This window comes from Salarchaeum japonicum (assembly GCF_049705945.1).
Classification (GTDB): domain Archaea; phylum Halobacteriota; class Halobacteria; order Halobacteriales; family Halobacteriaceae; genus Salarchaeum; species Salarchaeum japonicum_A.
Window position 1 is genome coordinate 2,013,990 of sequence record NZ_JBNAMV010000004.1, and the last position, 19,567, is coordinate 2,033,556.

The 19,567-nt window shown below is 67.4% G+C and carries 21 protein-coding genes; 8 read left to right on the top strand and 13 right to left on the bottom strand.

Annotation, left to right across the window (positions count from 1 at the left end):
- Positions 1 to 19: 19 nt before the first annotated feature.
- The 3 genes from pan1 (at position 20) to ACOZ4O_RS12810 (ending at position 3,592) form a co-directional block, all read left to right on the top strand.
- Entirely contained in the window at positions 20 to 1,231 is a 1,212-nt protein-coding gene (gene pan1 / locus ACOZ4O_RS12800; RefSeq protein WP_424525828.1) for a proteasome-activating nucleotidase Pan1, read from the top strand.
- Positions 1,232 to 1,406: 175 nt separating this feature from the next.
- Positions 1,407 to 2,210: an aminoglycoside N(3)-acetyltransferase gene (locus tag ACOZ4O_RS12805; RefSeq protein WP_424525830.1), complete on the top strand. Its 804-nt coding sequence runs from the start codon at positions 1,407 to 1,409 to the stop codon at positions 2,208 to 2,210.
- Between the two features lie 98 nt (positions 2,211 to 2,308).
- Positions 2,309 to 3,592, top strand: a complete 1,284-nt coding sequence (locus ACOZ4O_RS12810) for an ABC transporter substrate-binding protein (RefSeq protein ID WP_424525832.1) — start codon at positions 2,309 to 2,311, stop codon at positions 3,590 to 3,592.
- 137 nt (positions 3,593 to 3,729) lie between these two features.
- Here ACOZ4O_RS12810 and ACOZ4O_RS12815 read toward each other — a convergent pair whose 3' ends face one another.
- From ACOZ4O_RS12815 to ACOZ4O_RS12845, 7 genes are all read right to left on the bottom strand, one after another.
- Positions 3,730 to 4,476 carry an ABC transporter ATP-binding protein gene (locus ACOZ4O_RS12815; protein ID WP_424525834.1) on the bottom strand — a complete coding sequence of 249 codons (747 nt, stop codon included), beginning with the start codon at positions 4,474 to 4,476 and terminating at the stop codon, positions 3,730 to 3,732.
- Positions 4,473 to 5,351: an ABC transporter ATP-binding protein gene (locus tag ACOZ4O_RS12820; protein ID WP_424525836.1), complete on the bottom strand. Its 879-nt coding sequence runs from the start codon at positions 5,349 to 5,351 to the stop codon at positions 4,473 to 4,475. Before ACOZ4O_RS12820 ends, ACOZ4O_RS12815 begins: the two co-directional genes overlap by 4 nt.
- Complete coding sequence (locus tag ACOZ4O_RS12825; protein WP_424525838.1) at positions 5,344 to 6,666, bottom strand: branched-chain amino acid ABC transporter permease; 1,323 nt, start codon at positions 6,664 to 6,666, stop codon at positions 5,344 to 5,346. The genes ACOZ4O_RS12820 and ACOZ4O_RS12825 overlap by 8 nt, the downstream gene beginning before the upstream one ends.
- On the bottom strand, positions 6,663 to 7,928 hold the full coding sequence (locus ACOZ4O_RS12830; RefSeq protein WP_424525840.1) for a branched-chain amino acid ABC transporter permease: 1,266 nt from the start codon (positions 7,926 to 7,928) through the stop codon (positions 6,663 to 6,665). The genes ACOZ4O_RS12825 and ACOZ4O_RS12830 overlap by 4 nt, the downstream gene beginning before the upstream one ends.
- A gap of 72 nt (positions 7,929 to 8,000) precedes the next feature.
- Positions 8,001 to 8,225, bottom strand: a complete 225-nt coding sequence (locus tag ACOZ4O_RS12835) for a hypothetical protein (protein WP_424525842.1) — start codon at positions 8,223 to 8,225, stop codon at positions 8,001 to 8,003.
- The gene (locus tag ACOZ4O_RS12840; protein WP_264476822.1) at positions 8,225 to 8,356 is read right to left on the bottom strand and encodes a hypothetical protein; all 132 of its coding nucleotides are present in this window, start codon (positions 8,354 to 8,356) and stop codon (positions 8,225 to 8,227) included. The genes ACOZ4O_RS12835 and ACOZ4O_RS12840 overlap by 1 nt, the downstream gene beginning before the upstream one ends.
- Before the next feature lie 35 nt (positions 8,357 to 8,391).
- Positions 8,392 to 8,589 (bottom strand): DUF5800 family protein, encoded by a 198-nt coding sequence (locus tag ACOZ4O_RS12845; protein WP_424525845.1) that lies wholly within the window; start codon positions 8,587 to 8,589, stop codon positions 8,392 to 8,394.
- Positions 8,590 to 8,817: 228 nt separating this feature from the next.
- On the opposite strand from ACOZ4O_RS12845, the gene ACOZ4O_RS12850 reads away from it, so the two are divergent.
- The gene (locus ACOZ4O_RS12850) at positions 8,818 to 9,396 is read left to right on the top strand and encodes a GNAT family N-acetyltransferase (RefSeq protein WP_424525847.1); all 579 of its coding nucleotides are present in this window, start codon (positions 8,818 to 8,820) and stop codon (positions 9,394 to 9,396) included.
- 50 nt (positions 9,397 to 9,446) lie between these two features.
- Complete coding sequence (locus ACOZ4O_RS12855; RefSeq protein ID WP_424525849.1) at positions 9,447 to 10,295, top strand: acyltransferase; 849 nt, start codon at positions 9,447 to 9,449, stop codon at positions 10,293 to 10,295.
- Here ACOZ4O_RS12855 and ACOZ4O_RS12860 read toward each other — a convergent pair whose 3' ends face one another.
- A complete protein-coding gene (locus ACOZ4O_RS12860) occupies positions 10,296 to 11,357 on the bottom strand; it encodes a CNNM domain-containing protein (protein WP_424525851.1) in 1,062 nt (353 codons plus the stop codon).
- Positions 11,358 to 11,447: 90 nt separating this feature from the next.
- Here ACOZ4O_RS12860 and ACOZ4O_RS12865 point away from each other — a divergent pair, with 90 nt between their 5' ends.
- Positions 11,448 to 12,629 carry a redox-regulated ATPase YchF gene (locus tag ACOZ4O_RS12865; protein WP_424525853.1) on the top strand — a complete coding sequence of 394 codons (1,182 nt, stop codon included), beginning with the start codon at positions 11,448 to 11,450 and terminating at the stop codon, positions 12,627 to 12,629.
- Positions 12,630 to 12,632: 3 nt separating this feature from the next.
- Here ACOZ4O_RS12865 and ACOZ4O_RS12870 read toward each other — a convergent pair whose 3' ends face one another.
- The 4 genes from ACOZ4O_RS12870 to ACOZ4O_RS12885 all read right to left on the bottom strand — a co-directional run bounded on the left by ACOZ4O_RS12870 (position 12,633) and on the right by ACOZ4O_RS12885 (position 16,535).
- Entirely contained in the window at positions 12,633 to 13,364 is a 732-nt protein-coding gene (locus ACOZ4O_RS12870) for a competence/damage-inducible protein A (RefSeq protein WP_424525855.1), read from the bottom strand.
- 41 nt (positions 13,365 to 13,405) lie between these two features.
- Positions 13,406 to 14,263: a UbiA family prenyltransferase gene (locus tag ACOZ4O_RS12875; RefSeq protein ID WP_424525857.1), complete on the bottom strand. Its 858-nt coding sequence runs from the start codon at positions 14,261 to 14,263 to the stop codon at positions 13,406 to 13,408.
- A gap of 28 nt (positions 14,264 to 14,291) precedes the next feature.
- Positions 14,292 to 15,413: a pyridoxal phosphate-dependent aminotransferase gene (locus tag ACOZ4O_RS12880; protein WP_424525859.1), complete on the bottom strand. Its 1,122-nt coding sequence runs from the start codon at positions 15,411 to 15,413 to the stop codon at positions 14,292 to 14,294.
- Positions 15,414 to 15,788: 375 nt separating this feature from the next.
- Positions 15,789 to 16,535 carry a proteasome assembly chaperone family protein gene (locus tag ACOZ4O_RS12885; RefSeq protein ID WP_424525861.1) on the bottom strand — a complete coding sequence of 249 codons (747 nt, stop codon included), beginning with the start codon at positions 16,533 to 16,535 and terminating at the stop codon, positions 15,789 to 15,791.
- A gap of 81 nt (positions 16,536 to 16,616) precedes the next feature.
- Here ACOZ4O_RS12885 and ACOZ4O_RS12890 point away from each other — a divergent pair, with 81 nt between their 5' ends.
- Both ACOZ4O_RS12890 and ACOZ4O_RS12895 read left to right on the top strand, forming a co-directional pair.
- Positions 16,617 to 17,522 carry an RsmB/NOP family class I SAM-dependent RNA methyltransferase gene (locus ACOZ4O_RS12890; protein WP_424525863.1) on the top strand — a complete coding sequence of 302 codons (906 nt, stop codon included), beginning with the start codon at positions 16,617 to 16,619 and terminating at the stop codon, positions 17,520 to 17,522.
- Positions 17,519 to 18,022: a DUF7122 family protein gene (locus ACOZ4O_RS12895; protein ID WP_424525865.1), complete on the top strand. Its 504-nt coding sequence runs from the start codon at positions 17,519 to 17,521 to the stop codon at positions 18,020 to 18,022. Before ACOZ4O_RS12890 ends, ACOZ4O_RS12895 begins: the two co-directional genes overlap by 4 nt.
- Here ACOZ4O_RS12895 and ACOZ4O_RS12900 read toward each other — a convergent pair.
- On the bottom strand, positions 18,019 to 19,518 hold the full coding sequence (locus ACOZ4O_RS12900) for a DUF790 family protein (RefSeq protein ID WP_424525867.1): 1,500 nt from the start codon (positions 19,516 to 19,518) through the stop codon (positions 18,019 to 18,021). The genes ACOZ4O_RS12895 and ACOZ4O_RS12900 overlap by 4 nt on opposite strands.
- Positions 19,519 to 19,567: the final 49 nt, after the last annotated feature.

Consider the following 19,567-nt stretch of genomic DNA (forward strand, 5'->3'; position numbering starts at 1 on the left):
CGCCGCCCTAACACTGGTGATGACCGACACCGTCGACGACGTCGACCTCCCGTACGAGGACGGCGCGTCCAAGCAGGAGAAGATCGACGCCCTGCAGGAGCGCCTCGACGTCATCGAGGAGCAGAACGAGGAGATGCGGGACGAGTTGCTCGACGCGAACGCGGAGAACAACAAGTACCAGCAGAAACTCGAACGCCTCAACCACGAGAACAAGAAACTCAAGCAGTCCCCGCTGTTCGTCGCGACCGTTCAGGAACTCAACGACAACGGCGCCATCATCAAACAGCACGGGAACAACCAGGAAGCCCTCACCGAAGTCACGGACGAACTGCGGGAGGACCTCGAACCCGGCGCGCGCGTCGCCGTCAACAACAGCCTCTCCGTCGTCCAGCGCCTCGACGACGAGGCCGACGTTCGCGCTCGCGTCATGCAGGTCGAGGAGTCCCCGGACGTGGGCTACGAGGACATCGGCGGCCTCCACGACCAGCTCCAGGAAGTCCGCGAGACCGTCGAACTCCCGATGGAGAACCCCGACATCTTCGACACCGTGGGCATTGACCCGCCGAGCGGCGTGCTCCTGCACGGCCCGCCCGGCACGGGGAAGACGATGATGGCGAAAGCCGTCGCCGCGCAGACCGACGCCACCTTCATCAAGATGGCCGGCTCCGAACTCGTCCACAAGTTCATCGGCGAGGGCGCGAAACTCGTCCGCGACCTCTTCCAGGTCGCCCGCGACCACGAGCCAGCCGTCGTCTTCATCGACGAAATCGACGCCATCGCATCCAAACGCACCGACTCGAAGACCTCCGGGGACGCCGAAGTCCAGCGGACGATGATGCAGTTGCTCTCCGAGATGGACGGCTTCTCCGAGCGCGGCGACATCCGCATCATCGCCGCCACCAACCGCTTCGACATGCTCGACCGCGCCATCCTCCGCCCCGGCCGGTTCGACCGCCTCATCGAAGTCCCCCACCCCGACGAGGAAGGCCGCGAAAAGATCTTCCAGATCCACACCCGCGGCATGAACGTCGCCGACGACGTGGACTTCACCGAACTCGCCGCGGAAACCGACGGCTCCTCCGGCGCGGACGTGAAAGCCATCTGCACCGAAGCCGGCATGTTCGCCATCCGCGACGACCGCGACGAAGTCACCATGGCCGACTTCCGGAACGCCCACGCGAAACTCACCCACGACGACGACGAACCCGACGTCTCCCGTACTTTCGCCTGAAAGCCCTCGTCGCGCGCCCCCACGAGGGCGCGCTCCTCGCCCTTTTCATTTCCACCAGGGTCGCGCCCTGCCGGGCGCTCCCGTGGTTTGTGGCGGTGTGCTCTTACTGTTCGTTCGCTCAACAAGCTCTCCCTGTCCGAGAAGACTTATGCCGGCCGTGGCGCCGTGTGGTGGTATGAGCGAAGGCGACGCAGTCGGAATGGTGGACGAACCAGTGACGCCCGAGCGACTCGCGAGCGACCTCCGCAATCTCGGCGTTCGCGGCGAGACGGTCATCGTCCACTCGTCGGTGTCGAGTCTCGGCTGGGTGCCCGGCGGCCCGCAGGGCGTCGTTGAGGCGCTCCAGAACGCCGTCACCGAAGCGGGAACGATAGTCGTGCCGACGCACACCAGCCACCTCTGCACGCCGTCGGTCTGGGAGAACCCGCCGATTCCGGACGACTGGCTCCCCGAGGTCCGCGAGTCGATGCCGGCGTTCCGACCCGCAGTGACGCCCTCTCGCGGCGTGGGCGCGATTCCCGAGTGCTTGCGAACCCATCCGAACGCGGTACGGAGCACGCATCCGCAGTACTCCTTCGCGGCGTGGGGCGCGAACGCCGACGAGGTCGTGACCGACCACGAACTCGACTACGGGCTCGGCGAGAACTCGCCGCTCTCAGCGGTCTACGACCGCGACGGCCTCGTCCTCATGCTCGGCACGGACTACGAGACGAACACGTCCCTCCACCTCGCCGAGACTCGCGCGGACCACGAGCGCGAGGAGACCGTCGAGGAGGGGCCGATGCTGGTCGACGGCGAGCGCGAGTGGATGGAGTTCATGGATATCGAACGGACGACCGACGACTTCCCGGACGCCGGCGCGGCGTTCGAAAACGACGTCGGCGTCGAGACGGGACGCGTGGGCGCGGCGGACGCGACGGTCGTCGACCAGCGCTCGCTCGTGGACTACGCGACCGAGTGGTTCAGCCGGAACCGCTAGCACCGAACCGCCGTTTTCACCCGTCTTGGACCGTCGAAGCGCAAATTCTGCCAGTATCCTCGGAACAGATTTATGTGGGGGAAACCATACCTTGAGGTATGCCATCCAATGTCAATAGACGGGATGTGATTCGTGGCGTCGGAGCCGCAGGCATCGTCGGACTCGCCGGCTGCTCGGGCAACGGCGGGGGAGACGACACGACCACCAGCGGCGGCGGTACGACGCAAGCAACGACGACATCGTCCAGCGCGCGCACACTCAAGCAGGGCGTGCTTCTCCCGACGACGGGCGGACTCGCGGACCTCGGCGTCCCCATCAACAACGGCGCCATCCTCCCGCGCATCCTCCTCGAAGGCGAGACGGACTTCACGCTCGACTTCTCCGAACAGGACACGCAGACGGACGCGAACGCCGCGCAGTCCGCGGCGCAGACGCTCCGGAACTCCGGCTACCCGGCGGTCACGGGCGCGGCGTCCTCTGAAGTGACGATCGCGGTCGCGAAGAACGTCTTCATCCCCTCGGGAATGGTCGGCTGCTCGCCCGCGAGCACGTCGCCCGCCATCACGGACCTCGAGGACAGCGGCCTCATCTACCGTACGCCGCCGACGGACGCGCTCCAAGGCGAAGTCCTCGCGCAGGTCGCGATGGAGCGCCTCGACGCGTCGAACGCGGCGACGATGTACGTGAACAACTCCTACGGACAGCTGCTCTCCGAGAGCTTCGCCACCGCGTTCAACAACGCCGGCGGCGAGATGCTCCAGCAGGTCTCCTTCCAGAAGGCCCAGAGTTCGTACACGTCCCGCCTCAGCCAGGCGCTCTCCGGCGACCCCGGCGTCGTCGTCGTCATCGGCTACCCCGAGAGCGGAAAGCAGCTGTTCCGGGACTTCTACACCGACTTCGACTCGGACGTCCCGATCCTCGTCACGGACGGCCTTCGCTCCGCGAGCCTTCCGTCCGACGTGGGCAACGACATGTCGAACGTCACCGGCACCGCGCCGCTCGCGGCCGGCCCCGGAACGGAGTACTTCACGGAGCAGTTCCAGTCCGAGTTCGGGAACGAGCCGGGCGTGTTCACGTCGCAGGCGTTCGACGCGACCGCTGTGTGTCTGCTCGCGAACGCGGCCGCCGGCGAGAACAACGGCGCCGCAATCGCCCGAGAGATGCAGGCCGTCGCGAACCCCGGCGGCGAGGAAGTCCTCCCGGACACGCTCGCTGAAGGCCTCGAAATGGCCGCGAACGGAACCGAAATCCAGTACAAGGGCGCGTCCAGCGCCGTCGACTTCGACGAGAACGGCGACCTGAAGGCCGCGACCTACGAGTACTTCGGATTCGAGTCCGGCGGCGGCATCGAGACCATCGACGAGATTCAGTTCACGGCCTAACCGGCCACCAAACCGCTTTTCTTTCGACGCGACCGCCGAATGACGACGCGAAGCAGCGCAAAACAGCTCGAAGCAGTGCAAAACAGCACGAGACCGCACGGGACAACAGAGGACGGCGCGGAAACGAGCTGGCTGGGTTAGCCGCCGAGGAAGTCCTGCCGGACCTCCTCGTCCTCGAGGAGTGTGTCGCCGTCGTCCATGTAGCGGTTCTCGCCCTGCACGAGGACGTACCCGCGGTCGCAGCGTCGGAGGGCTTCCTTCGCGTTCTGCTCGACCATCAGAATCGACGTGCCGTCGTCGTTGATGCGGTCGATGCGGTCGAACATGTCCTCCACGAGGTCGGGCGCCAATCCCGCCGAGGGTTCGTCCAGCATCAGGAGGTCGGGGTCGAGCATGAGCGCGCGCCCCATCGCGAGCATCTGCTGCTGGCCGCCGGACAGCGACCCGGCAGTCTGCTCCTGGCGCTCTTCGAGGATGGGGAAGCGCTCGAACACGTCCCGGAGGCGGTCCTCCGGTACGTCGTCGAGGATGTACGCGCCCATCTCGAGGTTCTCGCGCACGCTCAGGCCCGCGAACACGTTCTCGTTCTGCGGGACGTACCCGAGGCTCTCGTGGATGATGTCCTCGGGGTTCCAGCCGTGGATTTCGGTGTCGCGGAACGTGATGGAGCCGTCCATGTAGTCGGTGAGACCGAACACGGACTTCATCACGGTCGACTTGCCCGCGCCGTTCGGGCCGACGATGGTGACGTACTCGCCGTCCCGCACGTCCAAGTCCACGTCGGAGAGCACCTGGAGGTCGCCGTAGCCCGCGTCCAGCGAGCGCACGGACAGCAGGCCGGCTTCGTCCTCCGGGAGCCGGGTTTCGGCCGAGGCGTCGGTCATACCGTCCCTCCGAGGTAGGCCTCGATAACTTCCTCGTTCTCCGTTATCTGTTCCGGCGGCCCCTCGTCGAGGACGCGGCCCTGGTGCATGACGATGACGTGCTCGCAGTTCTCCATGATGAGGTCCATATCGTGTTCGACTAGGAGGAAGGTCAGGCCCTCCGTCTCCCGGAGTTCGTGGATTCTGTCGAGGAGTTTCTCCTCCAACGTGGGGTTGACGCCGGCGAACGGTTCGTCCAGCAACATCACGTCCGGGTCGGTCATCAGCGCCCGCGCGAGTTCGAGGAGTTTGCGCTGCCCGCCGGAGAGGTTGCCCGCGAGTTCCTGCGCGAGATGGTCTATCTCGAAGAACTCCAGGGTCTCCCACGCCCTCTCGCGGACCGCCTCTTCCTCCGCGACGACAGTCGACCGGAGACCCGGAAGCACCGAACGGGTCGCGGACTCGCCGGACTGCCCGCCCGGCGCGAGCATCATGTTCTCGAGCACGGTCATCTCCTCGAGTTCGCGCGCGAGCTGGAACGTCCGAACCAGCCCGCGTTGCGCGATTTTGTGGGGGGATTCGCCCGTGATTTCCTCGTCGCGGAAGTGGACGGTTCCGCTCGTCGGCTCGTGGACGCCCGTGATGCAGTTGAACGTCGTAGACTTCCCGGCGCCGTTCGGGCCGATGAGTCCGGTGAGCGAGCCCTCCTCGACGGCGAACGTCGCGCCGTCGACGGCGGTGATGCCGCCGAACTCCTTGCGGAGGTTGTTCACCCGCAGCGGGAGGCTCTTCGGCGTCGTCTTCGCGGCTTCCTCCGTGGGCGAGTCGCGCGACTCGGGTTCCGCGTCCAGTTCTTCGTCCGGTTCGGGGATGTTGGAGTCGTCTGCGTTACTCATCGGTCTCACCTCCCGCGTTCGCGTTCGTGGGACGGCTGTCGTCCGAGAGCGGGACGGCGGCCGCGGTCTCGGTGCGGTCGCCGAGGATGCCGTCCGGCTTGTACTGCACGAGCAACACGAGCAACGCCCCCATGAACATGAACCGTAAGGTGTCGATGTTCGCGAGGAGGAACGCGACGACGGCGAGCGGGTCGCCGGTCGACAGGGTGACGACGACGTTGTCCGGCGCGCTCGGAAGCGCCACGTTGTAGTCCGCGAGCAGTTTCACGGCCACGTCGGAGAGCAGCGGCGGCGCCTCGTAGAGCAGGCTCGCGAACACCGCGCCGCCGATGATGCTGCCGGTGTTGGACCCGGCTCCGCCGAGGATGAGCGCGATGAAGATGTAGAACGTGAGCTCTGGCCGGAAGTTCGTGGGCACCACGGACGCGCGCGGCCCCATCGCGTACCAGAGGATTCCCGCGAGCCCCATGAGCCCGCAGCCGAGCGCGAACGCCCGTACCTTGAAGCTCTGCGTGTTCTTCCCGAGGGACTGCGCGGCGACCTCGTCCTCCCGGATGGCCTTGAGCACGCGGCCGAACGGCGACTTCCCGGCGCGTTCGAGCACGAGGTAGACGAGCAGGAGGACGACGAGCACGCCGAGCGTGTAGACGATGTTTATCATCACGATGCGCGTGAGGTCGAGCGGTTCGCCGAGCCCGAACACGAACGAGCCGAGCGCGGTCGGCTCCGAGATGATGCTTCCGGGGTCGGTGAGCAGGATGCTCTGGACGGGACTCGTCGGGAGGTTGTCGAACCCGCTCGCGCCGCCCGTGATGTCGATGAGGACGGGCGAGTTCAGCGTGAGCCGAATAATCTCGGAGAACGCGACCGTGACGATGGCGAGGTAGTCCGCGTCCAGCCGTAAGGCGGGGAGCGCGGCGACCAATCCGATGACGACGGCGGCGAGGATGCCGCCGAGCACGCCGATGGGGAGCGGGAGGCCGAAGCCGGGCGGGACGCCGCCCGGGTCGGCGGAGAGGATGACCGTGGTGTACGCGCCGACCGCCATGAAGCCCGCGACACCGATGTTGAACAGTCCCGTGTACCCCCACTGGATGTTCAGCGCGAGCACCGCGATGGCGTAGACGGCGGAGAGGAATGTCACCCGCCGGATGGTCGCGACGACGCCGTAGGTCGGGTATTCGAGGAACGCGCTGAGCGCGTAGAACAGCAGCCAGATGCCCGCGAGCAATACGGCGACTTTGAACGCGTCGTTGCGCACGACCTGCGTGAACAGGCTCGGTTCGTCGTTCGTCTGGACTGGGTCGTCGCTCATGTGGTCTTCACCCCGCTGAAGATGCCGGACGGGCGGAACAGGAGGATGAGAATCATCAGCAGGAACGCGGTCGGGCGGGCGAACGCCGACCAGTCGCCCTGCAGCCACACGAGCGAGACGCGGCTCGCGAGGCCGATGACGAGGCCGCCCGCGATGGCGCCGTAGATGGAGCCGATGCCGCCCATGATGACGGCGGCGAAGATGAGGAGGAGGAGCCGCCAGCCGGTCGTGAACCCGAGGCCGCCCTGGCTGAGCACGAGCAGGAAGCCCGCCGCGCCGGTGAGGCCGGCGCCGATTATCCACGTCGTGTTGATGACGCGCTCGGTCGGGATGCCGGTGACGCGCGCGAGGTCGCGGTTGTCCGCCATCGCGCGCATCGCCTTCCCGAGTTTCGTGCGCTGCAGGAGGTAGTGCAGGCCGAGCATGAGGAGGACGGCGACGACGATGAGCGTGACCTCGTGGGCGTTCACGATGAGCGAGCCAGCGTTACTCGGAACGAGCACGCTCGGAATCACGTTGATAATGGCGTCCGGGACGAGGTCGGGAATCGCGGCGACGACGTTGACGCTCGGGAGGCTCTCGGTCGAGGTGACGATGCGGCGGCTGTTCCCGAACACGAGGCTGATGAGGTAGCGCAGCGCGAACGCGACACCGACGGACGCGATGAGCAGCGAGATGCCGTCCGCGTCCCGAATAGGGCGGTAGACGACGCGGTCGATGGCGAGCGCGAACACGAGCGTCGCGAGGATGGACACGACGAGTCCGAGCACGACCGCGAGCGGGGAGAGCCAGAGGTTCGCGCCCACGTCGCCCGGGGGCGTGCGAAGGAGCACGAGGTTGACGAGGTCGAGACTGCCGAACCCGGCGATGACGTACGCGACCGCCCACCCGGAGAACGCGCCCGTGGTGAGGTAGTCGCCGTGCGCGAAGTTCGCGAAGTTGAGGATGCTGTACGTCAGCGAGAGTCCGATGCTCGCGAGGCCGATGACGAGACCGATGACGAGGCCGTTCCAGACGTAACTGCTGAACTGGCCGACCGGAATCGCGCCACCGATGCCGCCGGAGAGGCCGCCGAGTACCGGTAGCTCTCTGACGACCGGAACCGTCGCGAGGGAGAAGCTAGCCCCGAGGCCGAGGAGTTTCAGAATGAGGTCGACGACGAGGAACGCGGCGAACGCGGCGACGAGCGCGCCACCCGGTCCGCTCCTGGCGAACGCCACCCCCCGTTCGACAGTAGACTGTCCTTTGTTTTCTATACCCATGGGTGGTGTCAGGACACGGGTGTTCAATAATGCTCCGCTCGGTCCGATACTTCCCGCCGTTCGTATGACAGGTCAGGCGTCGCGGACGCGCGGCGCGAACGCGGCGAACGCGAGACAGAAGACGAGGAGCCAGATGCCGGGGGCGACGAGCGCCCACGGAAGCCCGAAGTGCACGAATCCGGGGCTTCCGAACCCGAGCGAGGTTACTGCAAGGTAGGAGAAGGAAAGCAGGGCTAGCTGGGCGACCGCGTATCCCGCGAGCAGACGGGCGTCGGCGTCGAGGGCGTCGGGCGTCATCAGAGCGCGGTGAAGAGGAGGTAGGGCACGCCGAAGAACAGGACGGTCATGCCGGCGAGCACGAGGAGGTAGCTGACGAGGGTTCCGAGGGCGGCCGTCCACGACGGGTGGTCGAACGACTGAACGCTCATACCCCAATGCACTCCGCCGAGGGTCTTAAAACGTGTCAGTCGAGGATGTCCGCGATGCGACGCGGCTCCCCTGAGAGGTCCGGGTTCGGTTCGATGAGTTTGATGACATCGTGGTCGGTCACGTCCGGGTACGGCTTCTCCGTCGCGTCCTCTATCATCTCCTTCTCCAGGCGGAACTCCGTCCCGGCGTAGACCGCGTCCACGCCCTTCTCGTCGAACGACATCGTGGTCATGCTCGAAGACAGCGTTCGCAGGAAGAAAAACACCACGTCACGGCGATACCTTGAAATGAGTCCAGCAAGTCGGTCCGGATACGATGTCCGCTCCCTCGCTCTCCACAGGACGCAGTCGGGAGCGGACAGTGCGCTCGGCCGCGTGACGCGGGCCTCACCCGCGCCGCGCCCCGGGCGCGCTCCCTTCGCTTCTCGCTGAATCGCCTCCGACCACCCTTTCAGAGACAGATGTTCCCCGAAACCATCGAAACCGACCGACTCGAACTGAAACGCCTCGACGAACACGTCGACGTGCTCGACTACTACGAGGTCTGCGCGCACGACCCCGCCATCGAGGAGATAACCGAGTACATGACGTGGAGCCCGCACGACACGCCGAAGGAGACGAAGGAGTACCTCGACCACGTCGGCGACCAGTGGGCGAACGCCGACGGCGCGAGCTACGGTATCTTCCCGAAGGACGCCGACGAACTCGCCGGGTCGAGCGGCCTGAGCATAGATTGGGAGCGCGACCTGGGGACGCTCGGGTGCTGGCTCCGCAAGCCCTACTGGGGTCGCGGGTACTCGGGCGAGCGCGCTGACGCCCTGCTCGAACTGGCGTTCGAGACGCTCGACCTCGCGTGCGTGCAGGTGAGTCACGTTCCCGAAAACGAACAGTCAGAGCGCGCCATCACGAAGTACGTCGAGCGAAACGGCGGCCGGCGCGAGGGCCACCTGCGGAACGCGCTCGCGGACCAGGACGGTGGCGTGCACGACGAGGTCCGATACACCATCACGCGCGAGGAGTACGAGACTGCGCGAGGGTAGCCGTTGAATTCTCCGAGAGGCTTTTACCCCCTGCCGTCCAGAATCGGGGTGTGCTGGGCACGGACCCCCTCGACGAACTCTCGATTCCGGACGGAACGACGGTCGAAGAACACGACCTCGTGACGGACGGCGACGTGCTCGTCGGCGGGCAGAGCACGGTCGAGTTCGGGGTTCGCGGCTACAACGTCATCGCGGGCGAACGCGTGCAGTTCGACGGCAACATCGAGGCCGAGGGCGACTGCCGCCTCGACATGTGGTGTGGCGTCGACGGGAACGTGCTCGTCGGCGCGGACGCCTACCTCGGCGAGCGCGTGAACATCGACGGCCGTCTCGTCGTCGGCGGCGACCTCGACATCGGCGACGACGTGGACATCACGGAGGGGTTCGAGGCGAACGGCTGGATCGTCATCCGAAATCCGATGCCGACCATCGTCTTCTTCATGGTCTACCTCTCCCACCTCCTCCGAATCGGGGAGGAAGAGGAGGCCCAAGACCTCGTGGACGACCTCACGGACGCGGAGGACGCCGAACCGATTCGCGTGCCGCGGAGCGCGCACGTCAGCGACGACGCGTGGCGCGTCTCCACGCCCGCGACTATCGGCGACGAGTGCCGACTGCATGGGAACGTCCGCGCCACCGAAATCGAGGTCGGCCGGGAGAACAACATCTTCGGGAGTCTGCGCGCACAGGGCGACATCGTCGTCGGCGCGGACACGAAGATTCACGGCGACGTAACCACGCGCGGCGGCGACGTAACCATCGAGTCGGGCGCGCTCGTTCTCGGGAACGTCTCCGGGACGGACGTGGAGATTCAGCCCGAAGCCGCCGTGGACGGGTCGATTCGCGCGAGCGGCGAGACGCGGATGGCCGGAACGGACGTCGAGCGCGAACCCGAGTAGTCAGTCGCCCGCCCGGTCGAGCGGGTCCTCGATTTCACCCATCACCGCCTCGAACGCGTCCGTCGCGGTGAGGAGTCCGATAACGTCACCGTCCCGAACGACGAGCGTGAGCTCCTGACTCTCCGCCTGAAACTGGTCGATAGCGTCGCTGACGGTGGTGTCCGCGGACACCGTCATCGGCGGTGCGGCGACCTCGTCGAGCGAGAGTTCGCCCGCCCGAATCTCGTCGAGGTGGTCGATGACGGCGGGAACGTAGACGATACCGAGGAAGTCGTTCGGGGAGTCGCCGACGAGCGGATATCGGGTGTGCGGGGAGGACGTGAGCCGGTGGATGTTCTCCTCGGCGGATTCGGCGGTGGAGAGGAAGACGACGTCGTCGGTGTCTACCATCACGTCCGTTACCGCGGTCGTTCCCACGTCGAGCGCGTTCACGACTTCGGTGAGGCGTTCCTCCGAGAGGTCGCCGCGTTCGAGCACGGATTCGAGCCGGTTCCGGAGGTCCGCGCGGCTCTCGATGACGTCTTCCTCGGTTTCGAGCCACGCGCCCGTCATCTCCACGCCGAACAGCCGGAGCGTCCCCTTCGCGACGGCGTCGCCGAGCGTGATGATGGGGGAGATAGCGAAGTGGAACCAGTAGAGCGGCCCCGCGGCGTACTTCGCGACGAACCGGGAGCGCTCGACGCCGAGATACGTCGGCGTCTGCTCGCCGTGCGTCAGGTGGACGAGGTTGATGATGAGGAACGCGAGCACCGCGCCGGCACCCACCGACGCGAGGAACGTCCCGTGGAATACCGGTTCGAGGATGGCGGCGAGCGCGGGTTCGGCGACGATACCGACCGCGATGCTGGACGCCGTAATCCCCACCTGGCAGGTCGTCAGGTAGAGTTCGAGGTCGTTCGTCATCTCCCACGCGCGTTCCAGCGCGGGGTTTCCGTCGACGAACTCGTCCTCGGTGAACTGGCGGGCGCGCGTCAACGCGAACTCGATAGCGACGAAGAAGCCGTTCGCGAGAATCAGTCCGAGTCCCGCGACGAGCCGGAGCACTATTTCGACCGTGTTCATCGTCCCGGCGTTTCTGAACGGCGCCGAATATCCCTTGTGGCGATTGTCAGCAACCGAAAGCCCTTCTTCGGCGCTGTGACTACTCGGGCTATGCTCTCTCTCGCGCTCGCCGGGAAGCCGAACGCCGGCAAGTCGACCTTCTACACGGCGGTGACGATGGCGGACGTGGACGTGGCGAACTACCCGTTCACGACCATCGACGCGAACCGCGGCGTCACCCACGCCCGCACCGACTGTCCGTGTCTCGAACGCGACGAGCGCTGCGGGCACGAACACTGCCACGACGGGAAACGCTACGTCCCCGTCGAGTTGCTCGACGTGGCGGGTCTCGTTCCGGGCGCGCACGAGGGGAAGGGTCTCGGGAATCAGTTCCTCGACGAACTCACGAACGCCGACGCCATCCTGAACGTCGTCGACGCCACGGGCGGCACGAACGCCGAGGGCGAACCCGTCGAAATCGGGAGCCACGACCCCCTCGAAGACATCGACTTCATCGAACACGAGATGGACCTCTGGCTCGCCGGCATCATCGACCGGAACTGGGAGACCGTCGAGCGCCAGTCCCGAAGCCCCGGGTTCGACATGGACGACGCCCTCACCGACCTCCTCACGGGATTCGGCGCGACCGAACACGACGTGGCGGCCTGCCTCCGCGAACTCGACTACCCGGAGAGTCCGATGGCGTGGGAGGACGACCACCGCGAAGCGCTCGCCAGCCTCGTCCGCGAGCGCACGAAACCGATTGTCGTCGTCGCGAACAAGATCGACGCCGCGCCCGCGGAGAACGTCGAGGCGCTGCGCTCGCTCGACAAGCCCGTGATTCCCGCGACCGCGCAGGGCGAGCTCGCGCTCCGGCGCGGCGCCGAGGCCGGCGCAGTCGACTACGACCCCGGCGACGAATCATTCGAACTCGTCGGCGACGTGCCGGACGACCAGCGCGCGCTCCTCGACGCGCTCTCCGACACGATGGACGAGTACGGCGGCACCGGCGTCCAGGCCGCGCTCGACCACGCCGTCTACGGCCTGCTCGACCACATCACCGCCTACCCCGTCCAGGACGCCTCGAAGTGGACGGACGGCCAGGGGAACGTCCTCCCCGACGCCCACCTCCTCCCCCGCGGCAGCACTCCGGTCGACCTCGCGTACGCCGTCCACTCGGACATCGGCGACGGCTACCTCCACGCCGTCGACGCCAAGACCAGCATGGAAGTCTCCGACGCCTACGAACTCGAAGAAGGCGACGTCATCAAGATTGTCAGCACCGCGAAGTAATTCTCAGTCTTCGATGATTTCGACGTTCTCGCGAACCCATTGGGCGGCGCGTTCGACTTCCTCGGTGTCGGTGCCGGTGACTTTGATGCGGTTCGGTTCGTCAGTCGCGGGATAGCTGCCGACAGTCACGTCGAATTCGTCGCGGAGGGTTTCGAGTCGGCCGGTGAGCGCACCCTCCGGAGCGGGCGTGTAGACGGTCTCCGAGAGCGCGTCGCCGCCGAAGTCGTCGACCATCCGCTCGAAGACAGCTTGCATCTCCGAGGGCACGCCGGGGAGAACGTAGACGGAGTCGACGACCGCGCCGGGGGCGAGTCCAGCGTCGTTCGGGACGACGCGCGCTCCCTCCGGGACGCTCGACCACGCGTCCAAATCGAGGTCGAGGTCGTAGGCGTCCACCAACTCGGGGTTGTCGTCGGCGAACGCGTTCGCCGTCTCGACCACCTGCTCTTTCGCCTCGTCGCTCACGGTGACCTCGCGGCCGACCGCGTCCGCGACCGCGTCCATCGTCACGTCGTCCGGTGTTCCGCCGAGGCCGCCCGTGACGACGACGGCATCGAACGACTCGCGCCACTCGCGCGTGTAGGACGCGATGGCGTCGTGGTCGTCCGGCACGACGAGCACGCGCGTCACCGTCGCGCCGCGCTCCGTGAGGCGACGCGAGAGCCAGGACGCGTTCGTGTTCTCCGTCTCCCCCGCGAGGAGTTCGTCGCCGACCGTGAGTAACGCGACTTCCATACCCACGTTCTGCGCCCGGACGGAGTAATGCGTACCGACCGCTACGCGAACGGCCGCAACCACACGGCGAGCAGGAGCGCCGCGAGGAAGAGATACGACCCCCGGACGAGGAGCATAGTCGCCACGTCGGCGTCCGCGCGGGACGCGACGGCGGCTACGGCGGCGAAGACGCCGACCGCGCCGACCGCGCTCGGCGGGAACACCGCGACTGCGGCGAACACGCCCACACCGACCAGTCCCGCGGTCATCAGTCCGTACGCGACCCGGCGGGCGCGCCGCCGTCCAAGCACGACGGCGACCGTGCGCTTGTCGATACGTCGGTCGTACGCGTAGTCCTGTGCGTCGTCCACGACCTTCACGCCGGCGAGGACGACGAGGAAGACGCCCGCGAACGACAGCGCCAGCGCGCTCACCGTTCGAGACTGCGCGTAGAACCCGCCGAGGAGCGCGAGCGCGACACCGAGCGGGTAGCCGACAGTCGCTCCGACCGGATTCGTGTCGAGGACGGTCGCGTGCGACACCGCGAGCACCCAGCCCGGAACGGCGAACAGGGCGGCCACCGGACCGACGAGCGCGGCGAGCGCGAGTGCGGCGACCAAGAATCCGAGCGTTCCGAGCGCGAACCCGACGGCGCACCCGCGCGGCGTGAGCGGATGCGAGTCGTCCTCGCCGCGCACGTAGAAGTCCACGTAGCCGTCCGTGACGTGCGCGGTGTAGACGCTGCAGAACACCGCTCCAGCGAACACGGTCGCACGGAGCAGCGAGAAGTCGGCAGCGAGCACGCCGCCGAACACCGAGACGGCGACCGGCGGGAGCATGAACACCGGATGTACCTGCGAGGCCAGCGCTGCCGCCGCGCCGCGACCCCCGCTCCCGTCCGCGTGTCGCGCAAGCTTCATACCGAGCGGAGGACCGGGAGACGGTTAGTTAGCGGACGCGTTCCGTCGCGCGACGCATCCGCGCGACGGCTTCCTTGATGTTCTCGACACCGTTCGCGTACGAGAGTCGCGCGTACCCCGCGCCGCGCTCCCCGAACGCCTCGCCGGGCACGGCGACGACGCCCTCGTCCATCACAGCGTCGACCCAGCCGTCGGGGACCTTCGGGAACGCGTAGAACGCACCGGAGGGCGTCGGCACGTCCAACCCCATGTCTTCGAGGCCGTCGAGCAGGACGTTCCGCCGCTCCTCAAACGCCTCGACCATCTCCGTGACCGGCTCCTGGGGTCCGGCGAGCGCGGCTTCCGCGGCGTACTGGGCTGGCGCGCTCGCACACGCCTGAACGTACTGGTGGACGCGGACCATGCGGTCGACGCGTCGCTCGCTCCCGACGACCCAGCCGAGCCGCCAGCCAGTCATCGAGTACGTCTTCGAGCACGCGTTCACCACGACGACGTTGTCCGACTCCGCGAATTCGAGGGGGCTGCGGTGCTCCCCGTCGAAGACGATGTGTTCGTACACCTCGTCGCTGATGCAGAGCACGTCGTACTCGTCCGCGATGCGCGCGAACTCCCGCATGTCCTCGGGCGGCGACACCGCACCCGTGGGGTTCCCGGGGCTGTTCACGACGAACGCCGCGGTGTCCTCCGTGATGTTCTCCTCGACGGTCTCGGGGTCGAGCGTCAGGTCGTCGCGGAGCGGGAGCGGCACCGGTTCGCCGCCCGCGAGCTTCGTGAGCGCGTCGTACGCGACGAACCCGGGGTCGGGGAACAGCACTTCCTCGCCCGCGTCGACGTGCGCCTCCAGCGCGAGGTGGAGCGCTTCGCTTCCGCCGGCCGTGGCGACGACGCCGTTCTCCGGCACCGTCACGTCGTTGTCGCGAGCGTGCTTCTCCCGAATCGCCGACCGGAGCTCGGGAATCCCGTAGTTCGACGTGTAGCCGTCCGTCTTCCCGGCCTGAATCGCGTCGACGGCGGCGTCCCGCGCGTGCTGCGGCGTCGGGAAGTCCGGTTGGCCGATTCCGAGGTTGATGGCGTCCTCGCTCGCCGCCTCGAACACTTCCCGGATACCACTGATGGATATCGACTCCACGCGCTCGGAGAACTCCGTCATACGTACGCACGCGGCGAGAATCCGTATAAACCTACGGCTTCAGGAACTGCGAACAGGCGGCGACTCCCTTCGTCGTGCCAGCGTCCCCGCCGGTTTCGCACTCCGACACGACCCAGTCGTCAATTCATGGCCGCGACTGGCCGCGCCATCACTGATAAACGCTCGCCGCCTGCCGCTCGAGACGCTCGCTGAACATCCGTCAGCCGTCTCGTTCTCGCGCGAAGCGCGAGATTCCCGGTCGCCGAAGGCGACCGTGTTTTTATCGCCAGAACGCCCAGCGTTCTGGCTGTATAGCGAGACACGTTGTGTCTCGCGATTAGTGAAGGTTTTTACGGCGCGGGTCGCGCGGAGCGCGACCGCTTGCCGTAAAAAAGTTCATTGGAACATCCGCATCGGCTGGGCCTGACTGGACTCCTCCTCGCCGGCCTGCTGCATGCGCTGGGCGAGTTTCTCCTTCTGCTCGCGAATCTCTTCGGCGCGGTCGACGAGCTCTTCGGTGTTGACGCTGACGCCGGTGATGGGTTCGATGCCGTTCGTGATGAGTCGGTTGGCGGCGGTTGGGTCGGGGAACTGGGGGTCGCTCTCCACGACGAGGCCGACGGCGTCGAGGTGGGTCTCGGCGGCGCGATTGAGGAGTGCGCCGGTAGGGCCGCCGACGACGCCGCGCTCGGGTGGAAGCGGGATGTCCTGTTCGTCGAGGAGGCTGGCGGCGTTGCCGGTGGCGATTCCGTAGATGTCCGGAATCTCGTCCGGCGTCTGGTCCTCTATCGGGAGGCCACTGAGGTAGAGCGGCGTCGCGTCCACGTCGGTGAGCCAGTTGGTGACGCTGTCGGCGAAGTCCACGGCGGCGGTGCGGGAGACGGGAACGTCACTCTGGAGCGCGAGGAGGTCGCGTTCCTCGTCGGCGTAGATGCGCACGGGCGGCTCGATGCCGCGTTTGTCCTCGTCGTAGATGGCGACGCGGGGGATGCCGTCGGCGTCGATGCTGGCGACGTACGCCATGTCGAACTGGTCGACGATGAGGTCGGTCGCGATCTTCCCGACCAGTCCGACGCCAGGCAGTCCTTCCACGAGCATCGGCTCGTCGAGGGACACGTCCGTCTTCTCGCGAACTCGGGCCATACTGGGGGGACGCGCGGCGGACACATAATTCGTGGGGCGGAGGCGAAACGCATTAGCGCGCGCTCGCCCACCTCGCTAGTAATGGAGGCTCTGCGGCGGTACGAGTCGATTATCGACGACTTCGAGGCGTTCCTCGACGCGTGCGAGCGCCCGCTCCCGACCGTGGTTCGCGTGAACGGAATCACGGGGAGCGTGGAGCGCGCGGTGGAGGCGTTCGAGGCGGACGGCGTGGCGGTGACGCGCCGCGACTGGAGCGACCGCGTTCTCGAAGTCGACACGGAGAAACCGGGGAACACGTGGCCGTACGTCCACGGTTGGGTGCACGGCCAGGAGGAGGTGTCGGCGATTCCGGCGCGCGTCCTCGACCCCCAGCCCGGTGACGCGGTCTGGGACACGTGCGCCGCGCCGGGGAGCAAGGCGACGCAGCTCGCCGACCTGATGGACGACACGGGGCTCCTGGTGGCGAACGACGACAACCTCGGCCGGCTGTCGGCGCTCCGCGGGAACGCCGACCGCCTCGGCGTCACGTGCGCGGCGGTGACAAACGCGGACGCGCGCCGTTTCGACCCATCCGTGGTGGACGTCGAGCAGTTCGACCGCGTGCTCGTGGACGCGCCGTGTACGTGCGAGGGGACGATTCGGAAGAATCTCGACGCGCTGGACGAGGCGAGTCCGAGCGCGAGCCGAAACCTCGCGCGACTGCAGGCGGACATCCTCCGCCGCGCGGTCGAACTCACGCGCGAGGGCGGCACCGTCGTGTACTCGACGTGCACGTTCGCGCCCGAGGAGAACGAGGCCGTCGTGGACGGCGTATTGGGCGAGTTCGACGCGCTCTCCGTGGAGCCGTACGACATCGCGCTCGACCACGACGACGGCCTCACCGAGTGGGACGGGGAATCGTACGACGAGTCGCTGGCGAACGCGAAGCGCTTCTACCCGCACCAGAACGACACGGGCGGGTTCTTCGCGGCGAAACTCACGCTATGAGAGACAACGACAGCACGCAGTTCGACCGGCTTCCCGAGACGGCGGCCGACCGCGAGGTCGAGGGCCGGCCGTCCCGGAAGGCGGTGGTGGAGTGGTGGACGGACCGGTTCGGCGTCGAACCCTCGATTTTCGACGGGTACACGTTCTGGGAGAAGGGTGCTGGCCGGGTGTGGGCGCTCCCCGCGAACCCGGACCCGCCGATTCCCGTTGAGGCGCTCGGACTGAACGTCCTGCGGACGCGCCAGGAGCACTGGAAGCCGACGACGGCGGGCGTCCAGCGGTTCTGTCAGAAGGCGACGCGGAACGTCGTGGTCCTCGACCGCGAGAAGGCCGAGCGGTTCCTCGCGGGCGAGGACCAGGAGGTGGACTGGGACGGGGACTGGGGCTACCTCGTCGCTGCGCACGACATCGCGGGCGGCGTCGAACCAATCGGCGTCGGCCTGTTCACCTACGGGTCGCTCCAGTCGATGGTGCCGAAGGGACGGCGCCGCGAGTTCTAGCGCGTTTCGAGGGTTCCGCCGCCGAGTCCCTCCCACGCGACTCGATAGCCGAGTTCGGAGAGCACGGCGCTCGCGTCCGAAACCCCGTGCGCGTCGAGCACGTCTTCGGCGTCCGCGAACGCCATCTCCGCTTCGAGTTCCTCGTCGATTGCGTCGAGTACGCGAGGGCGGACGAGCGTCCGGCCCACTCGCTCGTGCTCGGGGAACTCCACGCGCTCGATTGCGTCCTCGCTCACGCCGTGTTCGTCGGCGAGCGCCGCGAGCGTGACCACGTCCGCGTCCGGCCGGAGTTCGCCCGGCAACTCCGCCGCGGCGTCCGCGACCAAGTCGTCCTCGTACGCCCGCAACTCCCGAACCACGTCCTTCACGCGCACCGACCCCGAGTACGGAATCGCGCGGTGGTCCCGAACCTCGATGTCCTCGCCCGCGCCGAGCGACTCGTCCACCGCGACGAGCAGTTCCTCCTCCACGGCGTCCAACTGCTCGAGTTTCTTCTCGACGTACTCGGGGGTCCAGAACCCCATAATCTCGAACAGCACTTCGAAGTCCGCGTGGTCGTACTCGAACGCGAAGTCCGGAATCATCACGCGGTCGCCGGCGTCGAGCACGTCGGGTTCGCGGACGAGCGTCCAGTCGAGGTCGAGTCCCTCGAACGCCGCCGCGAACTCGCGCTCCACGCCGCTGTCGTAGGATACGTCCGTCACGGGTTCGACGCCCGGCACGCGCACGGGGTCGTCGCTCGACAGGACGAGACGGCGTTCGGTGCCGCGGTCGTCGATGGTCGCTTCGAGGCGCCAGTCGTCGGCGTCCGCGACCGCCCGCAGCACCCTGGCGAACCGGGTGCCGTACCGCCGGGTCGCGCGGAACAGCGCGTCCGGTCCGGTGAGCACGACCTCGCGGCCGTCCTCGGTCTTCACGAGTTCGTACAGCAGGCCGAGGCGCTTCACCGCGGACACCAGTCCGCGCGGGTCGCTCGTGCGCACCCGGACTTCGGTTGCGTCGAACAGCGCCGTCTGTGCGAGCGAGAGGTTGTACTGCGCCACGAGTTCGCTCGGCGTCCACCGCGCGTCCACCGTCGCGAGCACCTGCCGGGACTCGCGGTCCGCATACAGCGCGCGGTCGAGCGTGTCCGCCGACACGTCGAGACGGGCGGCGGCCTCGGCGAGCGCCGTCTCCCGCTCGCTCTCGGTGACGACGCCCACGTCCGCTGCGGCACGGAACGCGGCGCGGCGAGCGCGCTCCGGGTCCACATCCGCCCGCGTCTCGAACTCCGCGTCCCGCTCGACGAGCGCCGCGAACCCCCGGACGAGCTTGAAATCGTCCGCCTCGCGTTCGAGGTCGGTGAGCGCGTCGTCGAGCGCCTGCCGGGGTTCCCCGACGTGTCCCTGATAGGTGCCGAGCACGCGCGCCGCGAGCGCCTCGCTCCCCGCGTCCGCGAACCGCGGCTGGTAGCCGCCGCCCCGCCGGGACACCCGCAGCAGGTCCTTCGTCAGCACACCCGCGAGTAGACCGGCGGCGCGTAAAAGCCTGACAGAAAGTATTTTC